The organism is Atopobium sp. oral taxon 416 (genome assembly GCF_018128285.1).
Taxonomy (GTDB): domain Bacteria; phylum Actinomycetota; class Coriobacteriia; order Coriobacteriales; family Atopobiaceae; genus Olsenella_L.
Map to the genome: position 1 here is coordinate 804,842 of NZ_CP072380.1, position 18,782 is coordinate 823,623.

Annotated in this window: 19 protein-coding genes and 1 riboswitch; of the genes, 8 read left to right on the plus strand and 11 right to left on the minus strand. The window is 58.6% G+C overall.

Annotated elements, in window-relative coordinates; translation table 11 throughout:
- The first annotated feature begins 32 nt into the window (after nucleotides 1-32).
- The 3 genes from J4859_RS04375 to J4859_RS04385 all read left to right on the plus strand — a co-directional run bounded on the left by J4859_RS04375 (nucleotide 33) and on the right by J4859_RS04385 (nucleotide 2,957).
- Nucleotides 33-1,028: an iron ABC transporter permease gene (locus J4859_RS04375; protein ID WP_212333220.1), complete on the plus strand. Its 996-nt coding sequence runs from the start codon at nucleotides 33-35 to the stop codon at nucleotides 1,026-1,028.
- The gene (locus J4859_RS04380; protein WP_212333222.1) at nucleotides 1,021-1,815 is read left to right on the plus strand and encodes an ABC transporter ATP-binding protein; all 795 of its coding nucleotides are present in this window, start codon (nucleotides 1,021-1,023) and stop codon (nucleotides 1,813-1,815) included. Before J4859_RS04375 ends, J4859_RS04380 begins: the two co-directional genes overlap by 8 nt.
- A 197-nt stretch (nucleotides 1,816-2,012) precedes the next feature.
- The gene (locus J4859_RS04385; protein ID WP_249113757.1) at nucleotides 2,013-2,957 is read left to right on the plus strand and encodes an SPFH domain-containing protein; all 945 of its coding nucleotides are present in this window, start codon (nucleotides 2,013-2,015) and stop codon (nucleotides 2,955-2,957) included.
- A 271-nt stretch (nucleotides 2,958-3,228) separates the two neighbouring features.
- Here the strand turns inward: J4859_RS04385 and J4859_RS04390 are convergent, their stop codons facing one another.
- From J4859_RS04390 to J4859_RS04405, 4 genes are all read right to left on the minus strand, one after another.
- A complete protein-coding gene (locus J4859_RS04390) occupies nucleotides 3,229-4,608 on the minus strand; it encodes an ATP-binding protein (protein ID WP_212333224.1) in 1,380 nt (459 codons plus the stop codon).
- 293 nt (nucleotides 4,609-4,901) lie between these two features.
- The gene (locus tag J4859_RS04395; protein ID WP_212333225.1) at nucleotides 4,902-5,447 is read right to left on the minus strand and encodes a carboxylesterase family protein; all 546 of its coding nucleotides are present in this window, start codon (nucleotides 5,445-5,447) and stop codon (nucleotides 4,902-4,904) included.
- 8 nt (nucleotides 5,448-5,455) lie between these two features.
- Entirely contained in the window at nucleotides 5,456-6,622 is a 1,167-nt protein-coding gene (locus J4859_RS04400) for a carboxylesterase family protein (RefSeq protein WP_212333227.1), read from the minus strand.
- A gap of 386 nt (nucleotides 6,623-7,008) precedes the next feature.
- Nucleotides 7,009-7,770 (minus strand): class I SAM-dependent methyltransferase, encoded by a 762-nt coding sequence (locus J4859_RS04405; RefSeq protein ID WP_212333234.1) that lies wholly within the window; start codon nucleotides 7,768-7,770, stop codon nucleotides 7,009-7,011.
- 123 nt (nucleotides 7,771-7,893) lie between these two features.
- A riboswitch (TPP riboswitch) is annotated at nucleotides 7,894-7,999 on the plus strand.
- On the opposite strand from J4859_RS04405, the gene thiC reads away from it, so the two are divergent.
- The 4 genes from thiC (at nucleotide 7,988) to thiD (ending at nucleotide 11,640) form a co-directional block, all read left to right on the plus strand.
- Entirely contained in the window at nucleotides 7,988-9,280 is a 1,293-nt protein-coding gene (thiC, locus tag J4859_RS04410; protein WP_212333237.1) for a phosphomethylpyrimidine synthase ThiC, read from the plus strand. (Overlaps the previous riboswitch by 12 nt.)
- Before the next feature lie 76 nt (nucleotides 9,281-9,356).
- Nucleotides 9,357-10,187, plus strand: coding sequence for a hydroxyethylthiazole kinase (thiM, locus tag J4859_RS04415; RefSeq protein ID WP_212333238.1), 831 nt, complete (start codon nucleotides 9,357-9,359; stop codon nucleotides 10,185-10,187).
- Nucleotides 10,187-10,876, plus strand: a complete 690-nt coding sequence (thiE, locus tag J4859_RS04420) for a thiamine phosphate synthase (RefSeq protein ID WP_212333240.1) — start codon at nucleotides 10,187-10,189, stop codon at nucleotides 10,874-10,876. Before thiM ends, thiE begins: the two co-directional genes overlap by 1 nt.
- Complete coding sequence (thiD, locus tag J4859_RS04425; RefSeq protein WP_212333242.1) at nucleotides 10,873-11,640, plus strand: bifunctional hydroxymethylpyrimidine kinase/phosphomethylpyrimidine kinase; 768 nt, start codon at nucleotides 10,873-10,875, stop codon at nucleotides 11,638-11,640. Before thiE ends, thiD begins: the two co-directional genes overlap by 4 nt.
- A 106-nt stretch (nucleotides 11,641-11,746) precedes the next feature.
- On the opposite strand, the gene J4859_RS04430 is transcribed toward thiD, so the two are convergent.
- The 7 genes from J4859_RS04430 to J4859_RS04460 all read right to left on the minus strand — a co-directional run bounded on the left by J4859_RS04430 (nucleotide 11,747) and on the right by J4859_RS04460 (nucleotide 17,094).
- Entirely contained in the window at nucleotides 11,747-12,022 is a 276-nt protein-coding gene (locus tag J4859_RS04430) for an integrase core domain-containing protein (protein ID WP_212333244.1), read from the minus strand.
- Nucleotides 12,023-12,471: 449 nt separating this feature from the next.
- On the minus strand, nucleotides 12,472-12,648 hold the full coding sequence (locus J4859_RS04435; RefSeq protein ID WP_212331253.1) for a helix-turn-helix domain-containing protein: 177 nt from the start codon (nucleotides 12,646-12,648) through the stop codon (nucleotides 12,472-12,474).
- A gap of 452 nt (nucleotides 12,649-13,100) precedes the next feature.
- Nucleotides 13,101-13,472, minus strand: a complete 372-nt coding sequence (locus J4859_RS04440) for a gamma-glutamyl-gamma-aminobutyrate hydrolase family protein (protein ID WP_212333246.1) — start codon at nucleotides 13,470-13,472, stop codon at nucleotides 13,101-13,103.
- Between the two features lie 184 nt (nucleotides 13,473-13,656).
- Complete coding sequence (locus J4859_RS04445) at nucleotides 13,657-14,427, minus strand: amino acid ABC transporter ATP-binding protein (RefSeq protein ID WP_305852682.1); 771 nt, start codon at nucleotides 14,425-14,427, stop codon at nucleotides 13,657-13,659.
- 24 nt (nucleotides 14,428-14,451) lie between these two features.
- Entirely contained in the window at nucleotides 14,452-15,297 is an 846-nt protein-coding gene (locus J4859_RS04450; protein WP_212333248.1) for an amino acid ABC transporter permease, read from the minus strand.
- Complete coding sequence (locus J4859_RS04455; protein ID WP_212333250.1) at nucleotides 15,294-15,953, minus strand: amino acid ABC transporter permease; 660 nt, start codon at nucleotides 15,951-15,953, stop codon at nucleotides 15,294-15,296. Before J4859_RS04455 ends, J4859_RS04450 begins: the two co-directional genes overlap by 4 nt.
- Nucleotides 15,954-16,092: 139 nt before the next feature.
- Entirely contained in the window at nucleotides 16,093-17,094 is a 1,002-nt protein-coding gene (locus tag J4859_RS04460; RefSeq protein ID WP_212333258.1) for a glutamate ABC transporter substrate-binding protein, read from the minus strand.
- Nucleotides 17,095-17,457: 363 nt separating this feature from the next.
- On the opposite strand from J4859_RS04460, the gene J4859_RS04465 reads away from it, so the two are divergent.
- On the plus strand, nucleotides 17,458-18,762 hold the full coding sequence (locus J4859_RS04465; RefSeq protein WP_212333260.1) for a glycoside hydrolase family 3 protein: 1,305 nt from the start codon (nucleotides 17,458-17,460) through the stop codon (nucleotides 18,760-18,762).
- The last annotated feature ends 20 nt before the right edge of the window (nucleotides 18,763-18,782 follow it).

The window sequence follows — 18,782 nt, forward strand, 5'->3', positions numbered from 1 at the left end:
AGCATGAGAAGAAGGCAGCAGGGGCAAGAAGCATGCGCTTCGGTGCCCTTGCTGCCATCTCTTTTGCCGTTCTCCTTCTTGCCATGCTTCTGGGCCTTGTCTTCGGTGCTTCCGGCGTCGGTGTGGGTGACGTCTGGACGCTTGTAGCAGGAGGAGACCCACCTGCGAAGGCGAGAAACATCCTCGTCTCGATCCGCATTCCCCGCGTACTGGCAGGTGTCCTGGCAGGCGCTGCCTTCGCGGTATCCGGTGCCCTCATCCAGGAGGTGCTCGACAACCCGCTTGCAAGTCCGAACATCATTGGTGCGAACTCGGGCGCAGGACTCGCCATGCTCACCGTGAGCGCGCTGGCAACGGTCGGTATCACGGTGCCGCTGCCGCTTCCGGCGGCAGCCTTTCTGGGTGCCCTTCTTGCGTCGGCGCTGATCCTTCTTGTTTCGGCCCGTACCGGAGTCTCGCGGTTCACGGTCGTCCTTGCCGGCGTCGCCGTGAATGCGGTCTTCGGGGCCGGCATGAATGCGGTCTTGATCATCGCACCGAATTCCTATGTCGGCTCCTCATCCTATCTCGTGGGCGGACTTTCCGGCATCGTGCTTTTCGATCTCGGGCTTCCTGCCCTCTTCATCGCGCTCGGCCTTGCTTTGGCCCTCATCCTGGCGCCCCGGCTCAACGTGCTTGCCCTTGGCAGCCAGACGGCGCATGCGCTCGGCGTGCCCGTGCGGCTCCTGCGGGTAGCAGGCCTGACCGTTGCCTCGCTTCTGGCGGGTGCTGCCGTGAGCTTCTCGGGCCTCATCGGCTTCATCGGCCTCATGGTACCCCATGTGGCAAGACGCTTTGTCGGGCGTGACCTGAAGCGCGTCATTCCGATCTCTGCTGTCTGGGGTGCGGCATTCACGGTGCTCTCCGACCTTCTGGCACGCACGCTCTTTGCGCCTTATGAGCTGCCGGTGGGGATACTCATGGCGCTTGTCGGCGGGCCCTTCTTCGTCTTTCTGCTCATGAAGGGAAAGGGATACCGCGATGAGTGAAAACGTGCTCGCGTTCAGGGACATCTCGTTCGGCTATGGGGAGCGGAAGCTCTTCGAGGGCTTCTCTCTTGCCATTCCCGAAGGCGGTATCACGGCCGTGCTCGGCCCGAATGGCTGCGGCAAGTCGACGCTCTTTTCCCTGGCAGAGGGGATGCTGAAGCCCTCTTGCGGCACAGTCCTGCTCTCGGGTACCGATACGCATGCGCTCTCTCCGAAGGAGCGGGCGGGACTCATCGCGATGCTGCCGCAGGTGCACAGAACCCCGTCCATGAAGGTAAGAGACCTGGTAGCCTGCGGCCGCTATGTGCACATGGGACCTTTCGGCCAGCTCGATAAGGCTGACTGGGACAAGGTCGACGAGGCCATCTACTTGATGGGCCTGGACTCTCTGGCAGAGAGGAATGCGAGAAAGCTCTCGGGCGGCGAGCGCCAGCGGGCGTTTCTTGCAATGACGGTCGCTCAGGGAGCGCGCACGCTTCTGCTCGACGAACCGACGACCTATCTCGATGTGAGGGCAGCGCACGACCTCATGGCGCTCGTGAGAAAGCTGGCTGGGGATAAGGGCATCACCGTCATCTGCGTGATCCACGATGTGGATCTGGCTCTGCGCTTCTCGGATAGTATCGTCGTTCTGGGAAGCGAGCGGCCGACCTGCCTTCTTTCCACAGGGACACCGGATGCAATTGCAGAAAGCACGGTACTCGCTTCTTCTCTCGGTGTGCGGGCGAAGCGCTTCAGCGATGGCGGGGAGACAGCCTATGGTATATTTCCTGCCAACAGGGCATAAAGGCATTTTGACCTGCTGATTCTTCAATCTGTAAGGACTTCATCAGGCTGAGATCCCAGGCATTGACCTAAGATCAATGTGATATCACAATGCAACCAGATTCAGAGGGCGGGCTGCCAGGTAGGCAGACCCTCTGAGAGAAAGGATGCTCAGCCATGAGTGTCGAGAAGAAGGCCCATGCCGCAAGCGGCTAGCTCATGTTTTTTGTTGTTCTTGCGATGTTCGTGCTCTCTGTCGCACTCTTCATCTTCGATATCACGGCTCTTGTAGGAGCAGATGAAGCAATGCGTCCCGAGCCTGCCTTCGGTATGCCCCTCATGATCATTCTTTTCGTAGCCGCTTGTTTCCTCTCGAACAGCTTCTTCTCGCTCCAGTCGGGACAGGCCCGTGTCTGTGTGCTCTTTGGCAAGTACGTCGACACCGTGAACGATGAAGGACTGAGGTGGGCCAATCCGCTCTACGCAAAGAATCTGGGCCTCGTTGAGGCAGGACTCGACAGCGAGAAGCCGGAGCATGCCGCCATTGCCTCCAAGAGCGTGCGTGGCTCTGTCATCTCGATGCGTCTTCGGACCTTGAACGGTGAGCGCCTCAAGGTCAATGACAAGATGGGCAACCCGATCGAGATTGCTACCGTCGTCTCCTGGCGTGTCGCCGATACGGCCAAGGCTATTTTCGATGTGGACGACTATGAGTCCTATGTCTCCATGCAGACCGAGACCGTCCTTCGCCATGTCGCCTCCGTCTATGCCTATGACCACATGGAGGATGAGTCTACCTCTTCGATCACGCTGCGCTCCAACATCGAAGAGGTGAGCGATGCCCTGAAGGCAGAGCTCGACAGAAGATTTGCGCCGGCAGGTGTCGCTGTCGAGGATGCCCGCCTCACACACCTTGCCTATGCTCCTGAGATTGCCCAGGCAATGCTTCGTCTCCAGCAGGCCGACGCTATCCTTGCAGCACGCAAGAAGATCGTCGAAGGCGCTGTCTCCATGGTGGAGATGGCGGCCGATCGTCTTGCCGAAGGCGGTGCCATCGAGCTCGACGACGAGCGCAAGGCAGCTATGGCACAGAACCTCATGGTCGTGCTCTGCGGCGAGTCCGATGCACAGCTAGTGCTCAATGTAGGAAGCCTCTATGCATAGGGGAAAGAGGGCTCAGGTGTAAGCCACAAGCAGTATCCGCTCCGCACCGATCCGGACATCTGGGATGCCATACAAAGGTGGGCAGCCGATGACATGAGGAGTGTAAACGGATAGGTCGAGTATCTTCTGCGTGATGCCCTGAAGCGGGCAGGACGGCTGCCGAAGAAGAGCAGCCCGAAGGACAGGAGAGGAGAGCAGTAGCAGCAGGGAGGCACCCATGCCAGGTGCCTCCCTGTGCTTGTCTCATTGAGCTCGGTGCGGCTGTCCTGCATCAGAAGACGCTATCGTCTGCTTTCATGAGAGACCACTTCCAGGCAGGGATGGCGCGGATGTGTCCAGCATCGCTCGGAATCTCTGCCTCTTCCCTGAGCGTGATGATGAGGCCGTCTTTGAGATGGGCGATATTCATGGCGCGTTCGAGTGAGGACACCTCTCGCTTGCGGGTCTTGGGACGCGACATGTCCGCCGTGACCTGTATGGGCAGATAGGGCTCTGCGGCGAGCGAGTCGCCCACCAGGAAGTCGACCTTCTCTGTCGTAGGCGCTGTGTAGGAAGTGACCACGTCTGGCCTTGTGCCTCTTGCGCGCCGCATGAGCTCGACATAGATAGCGGTTTCGAGTCTCTTTCCGACATCCTGCTGGCTTGCGCGCGAAACAGCATATGCCATGCCCTGATCGCATGCGTAGACTTTAGGAATGGCGGTCGTCTTTTCTGCAAGCGCGACAGAGTATTCCTTGAGCATGCTGATGAGGTAGGACTGTTCGAGCAGATGCACTCCTTCATTGACGGTATCCCAGGAGGTGTGGTAGCCGACACGGCGCAGCATATCGAGAAGTCGGTTGACTGAGAAATCGCAGGCGGTGTCCCTCAGGGCAAAGAGCGCCATCTGGGTCGCTATTGTCACGTCGAGACGGGTGCTGCGTTCCACGACGTCGCGCGCTATCACATCGCGTACGTAGGACTGGAGCATCAGGGTGCGGGTCGGAGCATCGAGTGCCTGCACACCCGGAAAGCCTCCCTCGATGAGATAGCGGTCATAGGCAGACTCAAGAGATGTCTTCATCTGGGGAGAAACCGAACCCGCATCCTCGAGCTGTCCATCTTCGGGAAGCTCGATGCTGTGGAACCTGCAGTACTCGGCAAATGAAAGCGGGAGCATATGGCATTCGAGGGAACGTCCGCGGAATGTACTCGCAATCTGGTCTGAAGACAGCTTCGAAGATGAGCCGGTGATGACAAGTGTAACCTTCTCATGCTCGGCTACACGCTGGCAGAAGCCCTGCCATCCATCTGACTCCTGCACCTCATCGAGGAAGAGATAGGCACCTTCCTTGCGGGCTTCAGGTACCTGCCGCCAATACTCGTCGAGCACGTCGTTCAGAAGTGTGGTCGAGGCGGGCTTCAGGCGGTCGTCTGCGAAGTTGAAATAGAAGATGCGGTCTCGTGGTACACCAGCAGCGAGAAGACGGTGTATGAGCTGGAACTCGTAGAATGTCTTGCCCGAGCGGCGAACGCCCGTGATGATATGGACAAGATTGAAGAGTGCGGGCTCGGGCAGGCTCGAGATGATGCCCTGACGTGGCCTCACCTTGGGGAATGGGAATTCGAGCGACTCACGTACGAGTGCTCCATAGCCAGGTGTTGTTTCCATGATTCCTCCCGCGCTGTTCCAGATTTCTCTGCTACGTGCTGCTGATGAGCTGGAAGTGCACAGAACTTCTCGCTGTCAATGATAAGTTTAACTCTTAATTTCTCACCAACAACGAGAAGTTATAGATAAAACTTATCTCTGATGACGAGAAGTTCTAACTATATCTTCATTCCATCGGAGAGAAGTATAGGGAAATCTCCCAAGTCCCATTGAGGCCTCTGTAAATGGAGAACGTGCACCTCTCCGGCTCCAGAGAGATGCACGCCAGGTACCAAGAATGGTGAACGCCTCAGCTATGCCTCATAAGCCGTGAGCCACAGATTGGGCGCTTCGCAATGGGCATCATTGGCAGCTGAGAACCAGCGGCCAGCCATATCGTTCTGCTCGACGAGAAGCTTCACGTCGTCGGAGACCGTCGTGTCAGTATCCATAGCAGCAAGGATATCGTCGTAAGTCGTGCTGACATCCTTCTGAGCGATGACTGCGTCGCTCTCGGTTGCGTCGAAGACCATGCTCTCCTTGGTGCTGTTGTCCCAGGCGCCCCACTTGTCGAGTCCGTCGCCATTCGGGCTGCCGGTCTCGAGGAAGTTCTTGAGGTAGGCGTTGAATACCTTTGCCATTGCTTCATATCCAGGCTGGTCGAAGGTATTGGGAATGAGCTTTGCATAGTTGTTCTCGGTGGAGAGCATCGGCACGAAAATGCCGTGGAATGCACCGTAGGTATCAATCTTAACCTGGGAATTGTCGCTGCCGAAGTCGACCTGGCAGACATAGATGTCCTTGTCGTAGGAGCCAGACATCTGCTCGGCAGAGCATTCAGCATTGAAGATGCGGTACATGTCGCAGCCTACTTGATGGCAAATGCCTGGGCAGCCTTGAGCTTGTCTTCTGAGAGCGCGGCCATGGGATCGGACTTCCAGAACGCATCGAAGGCGCTGAACATGCTGAACTCCGTGGAGCCGGTCAACATGATGAGCGGCACAGCGTGATAGGAGGCATTCGCGAAGCCACCCTTGGGAAGCGCGATGTCGTCCTCGTAGAGGTGCGGGAAGACGCTCATGCGGATGGAGGCATTGCCCATAAGGGGTGCAAGCCTCTCGCCGGAGACCGAATAGAGCCAGTCACGCACTGCACTGTCATCAGAGAGGAGCCACTGATAGGCGCTCTCTTCGTCTGCAGCCTTGCCATCCTCCATAGCAAGCGGCACAAGAGCAGCTGCAATCTTTTTCTGGGAAGGCTCGAGCTCTGCTGTCGTCATTCCGCCCGAGAATGCGATGGCCTTGTCGAACTTGCCCTCGAACAGCGGGCTCATGAGCATGGCCATGACATCGCGGCCGCCAGCAGAGAAGCCGGATACCGTGACATTCTCGGGGTCTCCGCCGAATGCCTCGATGTTGCTGCGTACCCAGTCGAGTGCCGCTGCGATGTCGAGGAGCGTGAAGTTGCCGGTATCATTCCCGAGGGCAGGGAGGCAGTTGAATCCGAAGAGGCCCAGGCGGTAGCTCAGCGAGACGTAGACACATGAGTTATTCACGACAAGATCCTTGCCGGGAATCTCCTGCGCATTTCCGGTCTGGTTGTTTCCGCCGTGGATATAGACGAGGACCGGGAGCTTGCTTGCGCCTTCTGTAGCATAGACATCGAGGTTGAGGCAGTCCTCTGTGCCAGTGACCTCGTTGTTCGTATACTGCAGCGCTGGCTGTGCTGGCTGGGTGCAGTCACGCTCTTCCGTCCAGGATTCGGGCTCTTCTGGCGCCTGCCAGCGGAGCTCTCCCTCTGGAGACTTGCCGTAAGGCACGCCGTACCAGATGTTCACGCCGCCCTCGTTCGTGCCCTTGACGGGACCGTATGCAGTCTTTGCGACCAAGCTATCGCTCTTCGCGGCATCTGTCTGATTGGATGAGCCGCTCTGCTGCTGTGTGGTTCCGCAGCCAGCAAGCAGCATCCCCAGTGCTGCTGCCGAAAGGCTGCCTGCTCCGACGAAGCTCCTCCGCGATATCGTTCTCTTGCCCATCTCTGTTTCCTTTCTCCCCTGTATTCCGTTCTTCCGATATCTTTCGCCTGGATGGCCAGACGCTATCGGCATAAAAAACTCCCCGGTGGCATAGCTGCATACATCTGGCATGAGATGTACGAGTAATGCCTCCCGGGGAGTAACAAGCTCGTGTAGAGAGCAATCTATCATCCAAGGCACGATAGCCGGCATAAGAATCCCAACGTCAGCGGCGAGTGGCATCCATTTTGTTTCTGAATGGTATCTGGAATGCGATACAAGCCAGCTTGCCTGTGGTAGGGCGCAGGATGGCAGGTACGACATTGAACCCCAGCAGTGCGCATTCATCTCTCGTTGACGGCAAGGATTCGGGACACAGCGGATGGAGAGAAGTCTTCCGCTATTCTCTATGCCTTGTGCGCCTTCACAGCGAGCATGGTTGGGATATTGAACTCATGAAGCCTGCCCTCGCCGTTCGTGTCATCAGACACATCGTCGATCACGAGGCCGGCATGGAGCATGCCGCCCAGGATCTCTTCGGGAGAATGGGAGAACTGCATGCCGGCATCCTGTGCCGCGAGCTCGTCTGCAAGGGAAGGATCTGCGACGGGGTCGAACGGCAGGCTGTGGATGATGCGCTCTTCTGCTTCATCGACGACGTAGTTGAAGCCACCAAAATCGAAGCCTGCGAGAAAGGCGCCACCCGGTACGAGTACGCGTGTGACTTCTTGGAAGATGGGTGCGCATTCACGCACGTAGCAGAGGCTCACAGGATTCAGGACCATATCGAAGCTTGCGTCCTGAAACGGCAGCGCTTCCGTCATGTCTGTCTTCACGATCTCGATGCTATAGCCTTCACGCTCGGCGACGAGATGCTCGCTTGCAAGCTGTGCCTCCGACTGGTCGAGCACGGTGCATCTGGCTCCTGCGGCAGCAAGAACCGGCATCTGCTGGCCTCCTCCTGCAGCAAGGCCGAGGACTCGTGTCCCTTGAAGAGGCGGGAACCAGCTTCTCGGCACCGGTTTTGTCGGCGTGAGCACGATCTGCCATCTGCCTTCTGTGGCGGCCTTATAGGTTTCATGGTCGATGGGCTTGCCCCATTCCCAGTCCTCGCTGACCCAGCGGTTAATCGTCTCGGCGTTGATGTCCTGATAGCGCTTGGATTCCATGGCTCCTGCGTCCTTCCGTCGGATTTCTCATCGAGTATATCAGCCGCCTCTGCCGTTTTGCTATCTGGCTTTCAGGTGCTACAATCCGGCTTGCAGCTGCAGACGAATTTCTGGAGCATGCAGACATAGAGGGGAGCTGGTGCATAGCCGGCTGAGAGGGGACAGATGGTCCCGACCCTTTGAACCTGATGTGGATAATGCCAACGAAGGGAGCGCCATGACGCAGATGGATGCTGCGCGTGCCGGTACAGTGACCGACGAGATGCACGCGGTAGCAGTGGCAGAACACAGATCCGACGAATTCATCAGAGACAGTGTCGCAAAGGGAACGATCGCGATTCCTGTCAACCCGGCACACAAGAAGCTTCGTCCCTGCGGGGTAGGAGCAGGCCTGCGCACGAAGGTCAACGTGAATCTCGGCATCTCCGGAGACATCCAGAATGCACCGGAGGAGTGGGAGAAGGTAAGGATTGCCGAGCAGTTTGGCGGCGATGCGATCATGGACCTCTCGAACTTCGGCAAGACCCGTCCGTTCCGCAGAGAACTTATAGCCAAGACGCCGCTGATGGTCGGCACGGTGCCCATCTACGACGTGATCGGCTACAAGGACAAGCCGCTCGTCGAACTTACGGCCCAGGACTTCCTGGATGTCGTGGAAGCACATGCAGAAGACGGCGTCGACTTCATGACCATCCATGCAGGCTTCAACCGTTCTGTCCTGAATACGTTGCTCGAGACGAAGCGCCTCACGAATGTCGTGTCGCGCGGAGGATCGCTCCTCTTTGCATGGATGATGACAACAGGGGAGGAGAATCCCTTCTACGAGCACTTCGATGAGGTGCTCGAGATCCTGCATGACCACGACGTGACGATCAGCCTGGGCGATGCGATGCGTGGCGGCTCCACCTACGATGCAACGGATGCCTGCGAGGTGTCGGAGCTTGTCGAGCTCGGCAAGCTCACGACGCGTGCCTGGGAGAAGGGCGTCCAGGTCGTCGTCGAAGGGCCGGGACACATGGCCCTGGATGAGATCCAGGCAAACATGAAGCTCCAGAAGCGTCTCTGCCATGGTGCGCCGTTCTATGTGCTCGGACCCCTCGTGACCGATATCGCACCGGGCTACGACCACATTACGGCTGCCATCGGCGGCGCCGTGGCGGCATCCACTGGTGCTGACTGGCTCTGCTATGTGACGCCGGCAGAGCATCTGAAGCTCCCGAATGCCAAGGAAGTACGCGAAGGCCTCATCGTCACGCGCATCGCAGCGCATGCGGCAGATATCGCGAAGGGCATCCCTGGAGCACGCGACATCGACAACAAGATGAGCGATGCCCGCCGCCGTGTGGACTGGGATGGCATGTTCGAGTGCGCTATCGACCCCGACCGTGCAAAGGAGATCATCGCAAAGGCGCCGCCTGAGGAGGATGGCACCTGCACGATGTGCGGCAAGATGTGCGCTGCCCGTACCGTGAACAGGATCATGGCAGGACTGACGGTCGATCTCGGCTAGAAGCGAAGAGAAGCATAGAAAGCAGCCTGGAGCAGATGGCAGCATCTGCCTTAAGGCTGCATGGAGGAGCATAGTTATGAATACGGAAGGGCTCGGTACCTGTCTCGACAATGTGCGCAAGGCATCGCCCCTTGTGCACTGCATCACGAACTACGTCACGGTGAACGACTGCGCGAATGCGGTCCTCGCAATCGGCGCATCCCCGATCATGAGCGACGAGCCGGACGATGTGGAAGACATCACGTCGATCTGCGCAGGGCTCGACCTCAACATCGGCACCCTGAACCATAGAAGCATCGATGGCATGGACCATGCTGCAGCAAAGGCAGCATCTCTCGGACATGCAATCGTGCTCGACCCTGTCGGTGCCGGTGCTTCGAAGCTCCGCACCGAGACGGCGAAGCATCTCCTCGACACGTACCATCCCCAGCTGGTCCGCGGCAACATGAGCGAGATCCGTGCTCTCGGCGGCGCCTCTGCTTCGACCCGTGGCGTCGATGTGTCTGCTGCCGATGCAGCGACTGAGGAGAACCTCTCCGAGGCAGCAGCATTCGTGGCTGGCCTTGCCAAGGCATGGAAGTGCACGGTCGCCGTCACCGGTGCCATCGATATCGTGAGCGACGGCAAAAGGACCTCAGCTATCAGGAACGGCGTCTCCCTGATGGGACGCATCACGGGCACGGGCTGCATGCTTTCGGCGATGCTTCCGGCCTTCTTGGCAGCAAACGATGATGTGTATGTGGCAAGCGTAGCCGGCATCTCGATGATGGGCATCTGCGGCGAGAAGGCACGCTCCCGTATGGCAGGGGAGGACGGCACCGGATCTTTCCGCACCTACCTGATCGATGCGCTCTCGAATATCCAAGGCAAAGAGCTCGTGGCATCTGCAAAGGTGGCCGATCTCTGATGGCGGCAGATGCAAAGCTCGGACCCTGCCAGCGCGGTCCCTGGTCTGCTGACGCTATCAGGCAGAGCATGCTCTGCTATGCCGTGACGGATAGGGCTTGGCTCCGCGGCAGGACGCTTGCCTCCTGTGTCGAGGCGGCAATTCAAGGCGGAGCCACGTTCATCCAGCTCCGCGAGAAGAAGGCAACGGAGGCGGAGACAGAGAAGCTTGCTCTGGAGCTCAAGGCGATCTGCGCTCGTGCCCACGTTCCCTTCGTGCTCGACGACGCTGTCGAGCTTGCAAAGAAGCTAGGTGCCGACGGCGTGCATGTCGGCCAGGAAGACCTTGCCTGCAGCCAGGCACGCAAGATTCTGGGCGAGGATGCGATCATCGGTGTCTCGGCGCAGACCGTGGGTGAAGCCGTGGCTGCCTGGAAGGCAGGCGCCGACTATCTCGGTGTCGGTGCGCTCCATCCGACGCCGACAAAACCCGATGCAGTCGATGTGTCCTACGAGGAGCTCACGCGCATCTGCGCCGCGGTCCCCATCCCTGTTATCGGTATCGGCGGCGTCGATGCGAAGACGGCTCATGAGCTTGCCGGCACAGGCGTTACCGGAGGAGCGGTCGTCTCTGCCATCTTTGCAGCGGATGACTGCCGGAAAGCTACTGAGGAGCTCAAGGCAGAGCTCGCAAAGGTCGTCTCCGCATGAAGGCGGTCCTCGCTATAGCAGGGCTTGACAGCTCGGGCGGCGCAGGGCTTGCCCAGGATGTGGCTACCATCTCTGGGATGGGTCTTCATCCCAAGGTGGCGGCCACGGCCGTGACGGCGCAGTCGCTTGCAGTGGTACATGCTGTTACGCCGCTTGCGCCCGAGCTTGTGCAGCAGCAGATCTGTGCGGCATTCGAAGACCTGGTGCCCTCTGTCGTGAAGATCGGCATGCTCGGGACGGGCAAGATTGTTGCTGCCGTGGCCAAGAGCCTGGATGAGCTCCATGCGCAGAATATCGTCGTCGATCCGGTGCTTGCCTCGACGACAGGGGCGCTACTTCTCGAGGAGGGTGCACAGGATGCGCTCTTCTCGCTCTTCCGCCTGGCTGCGGTCATGACGCCAAACGTGCCTGAGGCAGAGAAGCTCTTGGGACAGGAGATCTCTGGCCGTCAGGGCATGGAGGAGGCAGCACGGTCGCTCAGACAGCGCTTCGACTGCGCCGTCCTCATCAAAGGCGGACATCTCGGCCTCACAGAGGACTGCCTTGTATGGGACGAAGGCACAGCGTGGATCGGTGTCCCTGCTGTTTCCGGAGGCTCTGCCCATGGCACAGGCTGCATGCTCTCCTCTGCCATCGCATCTGAGCTGGCACTTGGGAGAAGCCTCCCCGATGCGGTACATGAGGCAAAGCTCGTGCTCAGGCACGGGCTCGAGACGAAAACAGCTCTTCCTGAAGGGGCCTATCTCGGGCTGCCTCGCTCCTAGCGGGCAGCGCCGAGGTTGGCTTTCTGTGTGCGGTCCCAGACATCCTCGGGTGCGAGGTCGATGCCTGAGCCCTGTCAATATAATGGACAGAGGAATCTCAGATTTTTTATGCGGTCTGCATCACCTTTGGATCGTATGCAAGGCCTCTCTCGAGGCGCTCGAAGAACTCCTGCATCACCTCTGCGGGCACGCGATCTCCTATGGACTTATACGGGCGGAAGCGGTTGTAGTACGACTCGATAAACTCGTGTGCCTTGTGCTTGGTCGTGGATGCGTCCGAGAGGCGCTTGTGGTAGTACCACTCGTTCTTGAGCGTGGCGAAAAACGATTCGGCGAGCGCATTGTCGTGGCAGCTTCCGGTTCTCCCCACGGAGAGCCTCACGTCGTGTGTAGCTGAGCAGGCGGCGAGCTTTGAGCTTATGTACTGGCTGCCTGGGCTGCTTAGAATATGGCCCCTCCAGCCACGTATCCGTGCGAATATGCCATCTTCAGGGCAAAGACGACAAGGCCTGCCCTCATGTTGTCCTGTATGCTTCAGCCCACCACCATGTGTGTGCACAGATCGTGTGCGACGGCGAGATATATAAAGCCTGCCGTGGTCCTGCGATAGGTTGTATCGCCCACGAGCTTGGCTGTCGGCACAAGACACGAAAAGCCGCGCCGGGTGAGGTCGGGGCGCTCGGGGGTATCAGGTGCGGGCAGTATCGTTCTCTTGGAGGCATTGGATCAGATGCCGCCTATCCCAGTTCAGCCATGCACCTGCGCACGCGGTAGCGGGTCGTGCCTGTAAATTTTGCGTAACTTTGGATCTCCTGTGAGCTTGGATCAGACCTAGCAAAAGCTAAAGCGCCTGTCGCTTTCCTCCCATATCGCGCAGATGGCTTCCTTGAGGGGACCCCATAGGTCCTCACCGCCTTTGGCCTTGAGCCATCTGTAGAAGTGAGCCCTGCTCACCTCCAGTACGCGCGCCATCATCGAGACGCTGTAGGTTGCCCTCTTCTCCAGCATGAGCTAAAACCTGTCCTTCAACAGAGGCTTCCGGCGAAGAAGGCTGCCTCTTTTTAGGAACTTATTTTCGCTTTCGAGCTCGTGTATGCGCCTGTTCACTGCGTCGAGCTGCTTGTGCTCGTCGGTCCTTTCCTGGGTGACCCTTTTGGTCTTTGAGTGCTTGATGATCCAGTCGTTTAAGGTCTTGTCGTTGGCTTCAAGCTTCGCGGCGCATCCTTTGATGCTCTTCTTCGGGTTGGCCTTACGTGCCTTCCTGTAGTAGTCGATAGCCTCAAGGTGATACTTCTTCAGTGTAGTGTTTGGGTGTTTCCGGCTTCGTGCGGGACTTTGCCTTCTCTATCTCGCTTGCGCTTAGCGACATCTCATCTCTTCAATCTGCTGGTGTTGGTAGGTGGGTATCTGGACAGAGCATATCTGTTGCCAGTCCCTGAATCCCACTGTCCACCAAAAGATTACAGCTCAGTGTGGCGCCAGAGCTGCATGCCAGGACGCGGTGTCCTGCTGGGCACATCCATGCAGAGCGTGCCGCCAAGCGCCACGTTCAGAAGCTGGGTGCCGCGGCAGGTCGTGAAGAGCGGCTTGTCGGTGGCAAGGATCTTCTGCACGAGTGGAAGCTCGAACGCATCGCGCTCGGGGCAGAGCGGCGCCTTGTCGTAGGGTGTGGTGTCGCCGAAGCGTGCCGGATCCACATCGGGGCCACCCTGCAGGGCAAAGTCGTCGCAGAGCTCCACGAGCTCATCCATTGCCTCCTCGTTGTCTGTAAGCGGCAGCAGGATCGGCGTGCCTCCGGCATCGATGATTACGTCGGGAAAGCAGCTTGCCATCCCCTCTGTCGGGGCCAGCTGTCGGGGACCTGTGCTGTGGGTTGCTTCTCCTCCCAGCGGGGAGCGATGCCTATGAGCGGACGCTTGGACGTGTGGGACATAAGAGTTCCTTCCAGATGATGAGGCCCCGCATCAGATGCGCGATGTGGGGCCTCTGAAGTGCTGAAACGTATCGGGTACCCTGCTAGTGCCCCATGATGGAGTCGAGGAAGTTGCGGGCACGCTGGCTCTGGGGATGCTCGAAGAACGCATTGGGCGTGCCTTCCTCGACAATCTGGCCATCTGCCATGAAGACGATGCGGTTGGCGACGCGGCGGGCAAAGCCCATCTCGTGCGTCACGACAATCATGGTCATACCCTGCTTTGCAAGCTCGACCATGACATCGAGGACCTCGTTGATCATCTCAGGGTCGAGGGCGCTTGTCGGCTCGTCGAAGAGCATGGCCTTCGGGTGCATAGCCAGGGAGCGGGCAATAGCGACACGCTGCTGCTGGCCGCCGGAGAGCTGTGCGGGGACCTTGTTCGCCTGCTCGGCCACACCGACACGGGAAAGCAGGTCCATTGCTTCCTTCTTCGCCTGCTCCTTCGGCTCATGCAGCACATCGATCGGACCCAAGGTCACGTTGTCGAGGATCGTCATGTGCGCGAAGAGGTTGAACTGCTGAAAGACCATGCCAAGGTCGGCACGCATCGCAGCAAGCTCCTTGCCCTCCTGGGGAAGCGGCTTTCCCTCGATCAGGATCTCGCCCGAGTCGATGGTCTCGAGGCGGTTGATTGTGCGGCACAGCGTCGACTTGCCCGAGCCAGAAGGGCCGACGATCACAAGGACCTCGCCCTTGTGGACGGAGAGGTTGATGTCCTTCAGAACATGGAGGTCTCCGTAGTGCTTCTCGACATGTCTGAGCTCGATGACGGGCGTGGAGGCTGCCTGTGTATCCATATGGCTCCTATCCATTGCCAGTATGCCTTCCTCTGCCTGCTAGACAGGATTCTCGTTCGTGCGTGCGACGATTCCAGAACCCTGCCTTCTGGCGAGATAGACGGCGAGCTGGTTGATGCCGTAATTGATGAGGATATAGATGATTGCGACTACGAAGTAGGTGGAGACGAGTGCGTCGTAGTTTGTGATGAGGACGCGAGCATTCTGCAGAAGGTCTGGGAACGATACGACGTAGGCGACGGTCGTATCCTTCACGACGACGACAAGCTGCGAGATGAGCGATGGGATGACCATGCGGATGGCTTGCGGGAACACGATCTTGAGCTTCACGTGCAGCGGGCTCATGCCGAGAGAAAGTGCCGCTTCGGTCTGGCCCTTCGGGACGGCATACATGCCGGCACGGAAGACTTCGGCTAGGACGCCAGAAGCTGCCAAAGCGACCGGCAGCGTGATCATCCAGAACGAGGACATCTTGATGCCGTACTGGGGGATGACAAGGAAGAAGAAATAGATCAGAAGCAGGCTCGGGACGCCACGGAAGAAGTTGATGATCACGTGGCAGATGTCAGCAAGGATCTTGTTCTCGCTGATGCGGCCCATCATGAGGAGGAGGCCCAGGGCAAGAGCGATGATGCCTGCCGTGACAGCGACCTCGACCGTGCCGGCAAAACCCTCAAGAAGGAAGCGCCAGGTCGTCCAGCGGGCGAAGAAGTCCCAGTATTTCGGGGCGAGCTGGCCTGTGACATAGAAGCGCTGGACAATCGCGAAGATGCCCAGAGCGACAAGCACGAGTGAGATTGCGGTCCAGATATGGATGCGGCGGCGGGTCTTGGGGCCGGGTGCCTCGTAGAGGGCGTCGCGCATGGAAGCAGTCGTGGCACTCATCTCAGGATCCTCGCTTTCTTGTCGATCGCGTTGCCGACAAATCCGATAGCAAGAGCCGTTAAGGCATAGCCAAGAGCGGAGATGAAGAACGTCGCGATACCGCCGGCAACCTGGGTGTTGATTGTCGAGACGATGCCGGTGAGCTCATTTGGATCGAGCGGCACCTGGGAGCCCAGGGCGGTCGTCAGCATGACGGCGATGAGCAGGTTCGTCATCGGCAGCACGGACGAGCGCAGAGCCTGGGGGATAACGATGCGGCGCAGGATCTGCGTGAACGTGAGGCCGATGGAACGCGCCGCCTCGATCTGACCGACGCCGATCGTATTGATGCCGCTCATGAAGTTCTCCGATCCGAAGGCAGAACCTAGAAGGATCGTCGTGATGATCACGCAGTCGCGGTAGGACAGGAGAACCTTGAGATATGGTAGGGCATAGATGCAGATGATCAGAAGCGAGATGCCGGGTATATTGCGGAAGATCTGCACATAGAGGTCACCCACGACGCGCAGGGGCTTTATCAGGCAGACGCGCATGATCGTGACGATGACAGAGAGCAGCATCACGAAGACGAACGAGATGGCAGTCAGCTGCCAGGTCGTGAGAAGGGCTGTGATGTAGTCCGAGCCATAGGCGCTCCAGAGCTCAGCGAAGCTCATACATCCTCTCCTTCCTTTTTATGAAGTGCCTTCCTGGAAGAAGACGTGTGTATCTCTAGAGAAGTATGAGGTTTCCGCCTGGGTGCAGCGGAAACCTCATAGTGTGTTAACAGCTAGGAAATATGCTGGAGATGGGGTGCTATGCGCCGATAGCAGGAGGCTCGGGGGCGTTTGAGAGACCTGTGCGGTCGCCGATAGCGATCCTCCAGAGTTGCTCCCACGTTCCGTCGTCTTCGATGCTCTTGAGCCAGGCGTTCACGAACTCGACGCCGTCGGAGTTGAGCGGAAGGCCGATGCCGTAGGGGTCCTCGGGGCCGAACGGATCGCCTGCGATGCGGTACTTGCCGGGGTTCTTGACGACAGAGCCCATCTGGAGCGTCTCGTCGATCACGTAGGCATCGACACGGCCCTGCTCGAGTGCCTGGCGTGCCTCCTCGTCAGTGCTGAACTCTTGCTGCTTGGCATCAGGAGCAAGCTCGCTCACGATGCTCGGACCCGTGGAGCCAGACTGGACAGCCACATTCTTGCCGGGGAGGTCGTCGACGCTGTTGATGTCCGTGTTGTCGGCGAGGACCAGGATGGCCTGTTGCGAGACAAAGTAGGGGCCTGCGAAGGAGATGACTTTCTTGCGGCTGTCCGTGATGGAGTAGGTGGCGAACACGGCGTCGACCTGGTCATTCTGGAGTACGGACTCACGGGTGTCGGACGTGACCTGTGTGAGGTCGAGCTTCGTCTCGTCGCCCAGGATGTAGCGGGCAAGAAGCTGGTAGAGGCCGGCATCGAAGCCGCGGACTTTGTTGTCCTGCTCGTTCAAGAGGCTGAAGAGGGTGGAGGTGCGGGTGCTGCCGACGCGGAAGGTACCGGCGTCCTTAACTTTCTTGGCCCAGGCATTTGTGGAGATCGTGCTGTCGTCGGCGACGGTGCCGCCTGCAATCAGAGAGTCATAGGCGTCGATATCGAGGTCGGTCGAAGCACTCGACGTATCGGGCGAGCTTGAGGACGAGGATGAAGACGCAGTGCTCGAAGAGGTATCGGAGGAGTCGCAGGCTGCAAGGCCGAAGAGGCTGGCAGCTGCAAGGGTACCGGCACCTGCTGTGAGCGCCTGGCGCCTGGTGAGAAGGAGATTCTCGATCTTGCTCATGTCAGTGCCTTCCTTTCATTGTTCCGGCTTCCGAGACAGGGAAGCCGTGGTAAAAGAGATGACGCTCTAAATTATACCGTCGGGGTGGCAATAAATATTCATCCGCTGGCTGAACGAGTGCCGCTCTGCAATGAATCTTTCAGGCTTCTAGCTATCTCTAACCTAGATATCCTGCTTCTCTTATAGATGTATAGGTAGTGTGGATAAAGCGCAGAGTCTTTGGCTGAAGTCTTATTTTCATTAAATCTGAATAGCGTCTGCCGAAAATGAGCTCCATCATGCTACAAAAGCTGTATGAGCGGGTAACAGGAAAAAGACCTGATAGCGGCAGAACGGGTACGCTGTCTGTACAGGGAGGCGGCAATGGAACCCGGGAACAGCAAAGAAGATATCTGGAAGGTCGGCAGGGGACGTGCGGTGACAAGGAGAGAAGCGCTTGGCCTCGTGGCAGGCATAGCGATGCTCGGCGTTGCCGGATGTACGGGCTGCGGAAAGTCGGACGACACATCTGATGCTGCAGTGGATGCGCAGAATACCTCCGCAGCTGCGGCAGACAGCACAGACACCGATACGCAGGAGCAGGCTGCTCCTGAGCCGACGGCAGAGGAGCTTGCAGCGCAGCATGTGGAGGAGCTTCTGTCCGGACTTACGACGGAGCAGAAGGTAAGCCAGCTCTTCTTCATCCGTCCTGAGAGTATCGTTTCCGACACGATGACCCAGGCGGGAACAGAGGTACAGCAGGCGCTTGCTGCCTACCCCGTAGGTGGCATGTGCTTTTTCGGCAAGAATCTCGAGGATACGGATCAGACGGTTCAGATGCTCTCTGCCCTGAAGACGTATTCGAAAGAGGCCTGCGGCGTCCCGCTCCTGTGCTCTACAGACGAGGAAGGCGGCACGGTCTCGCGCATAGGCGGCACGCCCGGTTTCGGTATCGCCAATGTCGGCGACATGCGCGCTATCGGCGATGCTGGCGATGTCTCGGCTGCCCGCGATGTGGCTGAGACCATTGCAGGCTACCTCCTGCCGCTCGGCTTCAATCTCGACTTCGCGCCGGATGCTGACATCTGCAACAACCCGGACAGCAATACGATGGCGCAGAGGTCGTTCGGAACCACGGCATCTGTCGTCGCACCTATGGTGGCGGCGCAGGTCGAAGGCTTTGTCTCTTCCGGAATCGGGTGCTGCACAAAGCACTTCCCGGGCATAGGAGGAGCGGTAGGTGACTCCGAGACAGAGCCAATCGTCTCAGAGAAGACGGCAGACGAGATGGCAGAAGAGGAGCTCAAGCCCTTCCAGGCAGCCATTGCAGCCGGTGTCCCCATGATCATGGTTGGGCATCTCTCCTGCCCCAATATCACAGGCACGTATGCTCCGGCTTCCATCTCGAAGGAAGTCGTCACAGACATGCTGCGCGACTCTCTCGGCTTCGACGGTGTCATCATCACTGACTCGCTCGAGATGGGTGCAATCGTTCAGGACTATACGATCGAGACTATCGTGCTCTCTGCTCTCGATGCCGGCGTCGATATGCTGCTCATGCCGAGCGATTTTGATAGGGCCTATACGGCAGTGCTCAGTGCCGTGGAGGCAGGAGACATCACAAAGGATCGTATCGACGATTCCTGCCGCCGCATCCTCAAGATGAAGGTCGGCTTGGGGCTCGTGTAGGGACTCCATTTCATCGGCTG

Excerpts from the sequence above, each read along its gene's own strand:
- J4859_RS04460 (WP_212333258.1), bottom strand. The coding sequence starts at position 17,094 with ATGAGCAAGATCGAGAATCTCCTTCTCACCAGGCGCCAGGCGCTCACA.
- J4859_RS04435 (WP_212331253.1), bottom strand. The coding sequence starts at position 12,648 with ATGCTGGAGAAGAGGGCAACCTACAGCGTCTCGATGATGGCGCGCGTA.
- J4859_RS04395 (WP_212333225.1), bottom strand. The coding sequence starts at position 5,447 with ATGTACCGCATCTTCAATGCTGAATGCTCTGCCGAGCAGATGTCTGGC.
- J4859_RS04465 (WP_212333260.1), top strand. The coding sequence starts at position 17,458 with ATGGAACCCGGGAACAGCAAAGAAGATATCTGGAAGGTCGGCAGGGGA.
- thiC (WP_212333237.1), top strand. The coding sequence starts at position 7,988 with ATGACGCAGATGGATGCTGCGCGTGCCGGTACAGTGACCGACGAGATG.
- J4859_RS04380 (WP_212333222.1), top strand. The coding sequence starts at position 1,021 with ATGAGTGAAAACGTGCTCGCGTTCAGGGACATCTCGTTCGGCTATGGG.
- thiM (WP_212333238.1), top strand. The coding sequence starts at position 9,357 with ATGAATACGGAAGGGCTCGGTACCTGTCTCGACAATGTGCGCAAGGCA.
- J4859_RS04445 (WP_305852682.1), bottom strand. The coding sequence starts at position 14,427 with ATGGATAGGAGCCATATGGATACACAGGCAGCCTCCACGCCCGTCATC.
- J4859_RS04440 (WP_212333246.1), bottom strand. The coding sequence starts at position 13,472 with ATGGCAAGCTGCTTTCCCGACGTAATCATCGATGCCGGAGGCACGCCG.
- J4859_RS04400 (WP_212333227.1), bottom strand. The coding sequence starts at position 6,622 with ATGGGCAAGAGAACGATATCGCGGAGGAGCTTCGTCGGAGCAGGCAGC.
- J4859_RS04405 (WP_212333234.1), bottom strand. The coding sequence starts at position 7,770 with ATGGAATCCAAGCGCTATCAGGACATCAACGCCGAGACGATTAACCGC.
- J4859_RS04450 (WP_212333248.1), bottom strand. The coding sequence starts at position 15,297 with ATGAGTGCCACGACTGCTTCCATGCGCGACGCCCTCTACGAGGCACCC.
- J4859_RS04375 (WP_212333220.1), top strand. The coding sequence starts at position 33 with ATGCGCTTCGGTGCCCTTGCTGCCATCTCTTTTGCCGTTCTCCTTCTT.
- J4859_RS04455 (WP_212333250.1), bottom strand. The coding sequence starts at position 15,953 with ATGAGCTTCGCTGAGCTCTGGAGCGCCTATGGCTCGGACTACATCACA.
- thiE (WP_212333240.1), top strand. The coding sequence starts at position 10,187 with ATGGCGGCAGATGCAAAGCTCGGACCCTGCCAGCGCGGTCCCTGGTCT.
- J4859_RS04385 (WP_249113757.1), top strand. The coding sequence starts at position 2,013 with ATGTTTTTTGTTGTTCTTGCGATGTTCGTGCTCTCTGTCGCACTCTTC.
- thiD (WP_212333242.1), top strand. The coding sequence starts at position 10,873 with ATGAAGGCGGTCCTCGCTATAGCAGGGCTTGACAGCTCGGGCGGCGCA.
- J4859_RS04390 (WP_212333224.1), bottom strand. The coding sequence starts at position 4,608 with ATGGAAACAACACCTGGCTATGGAGCACTCGTACGTGAGTCGCTCGAA.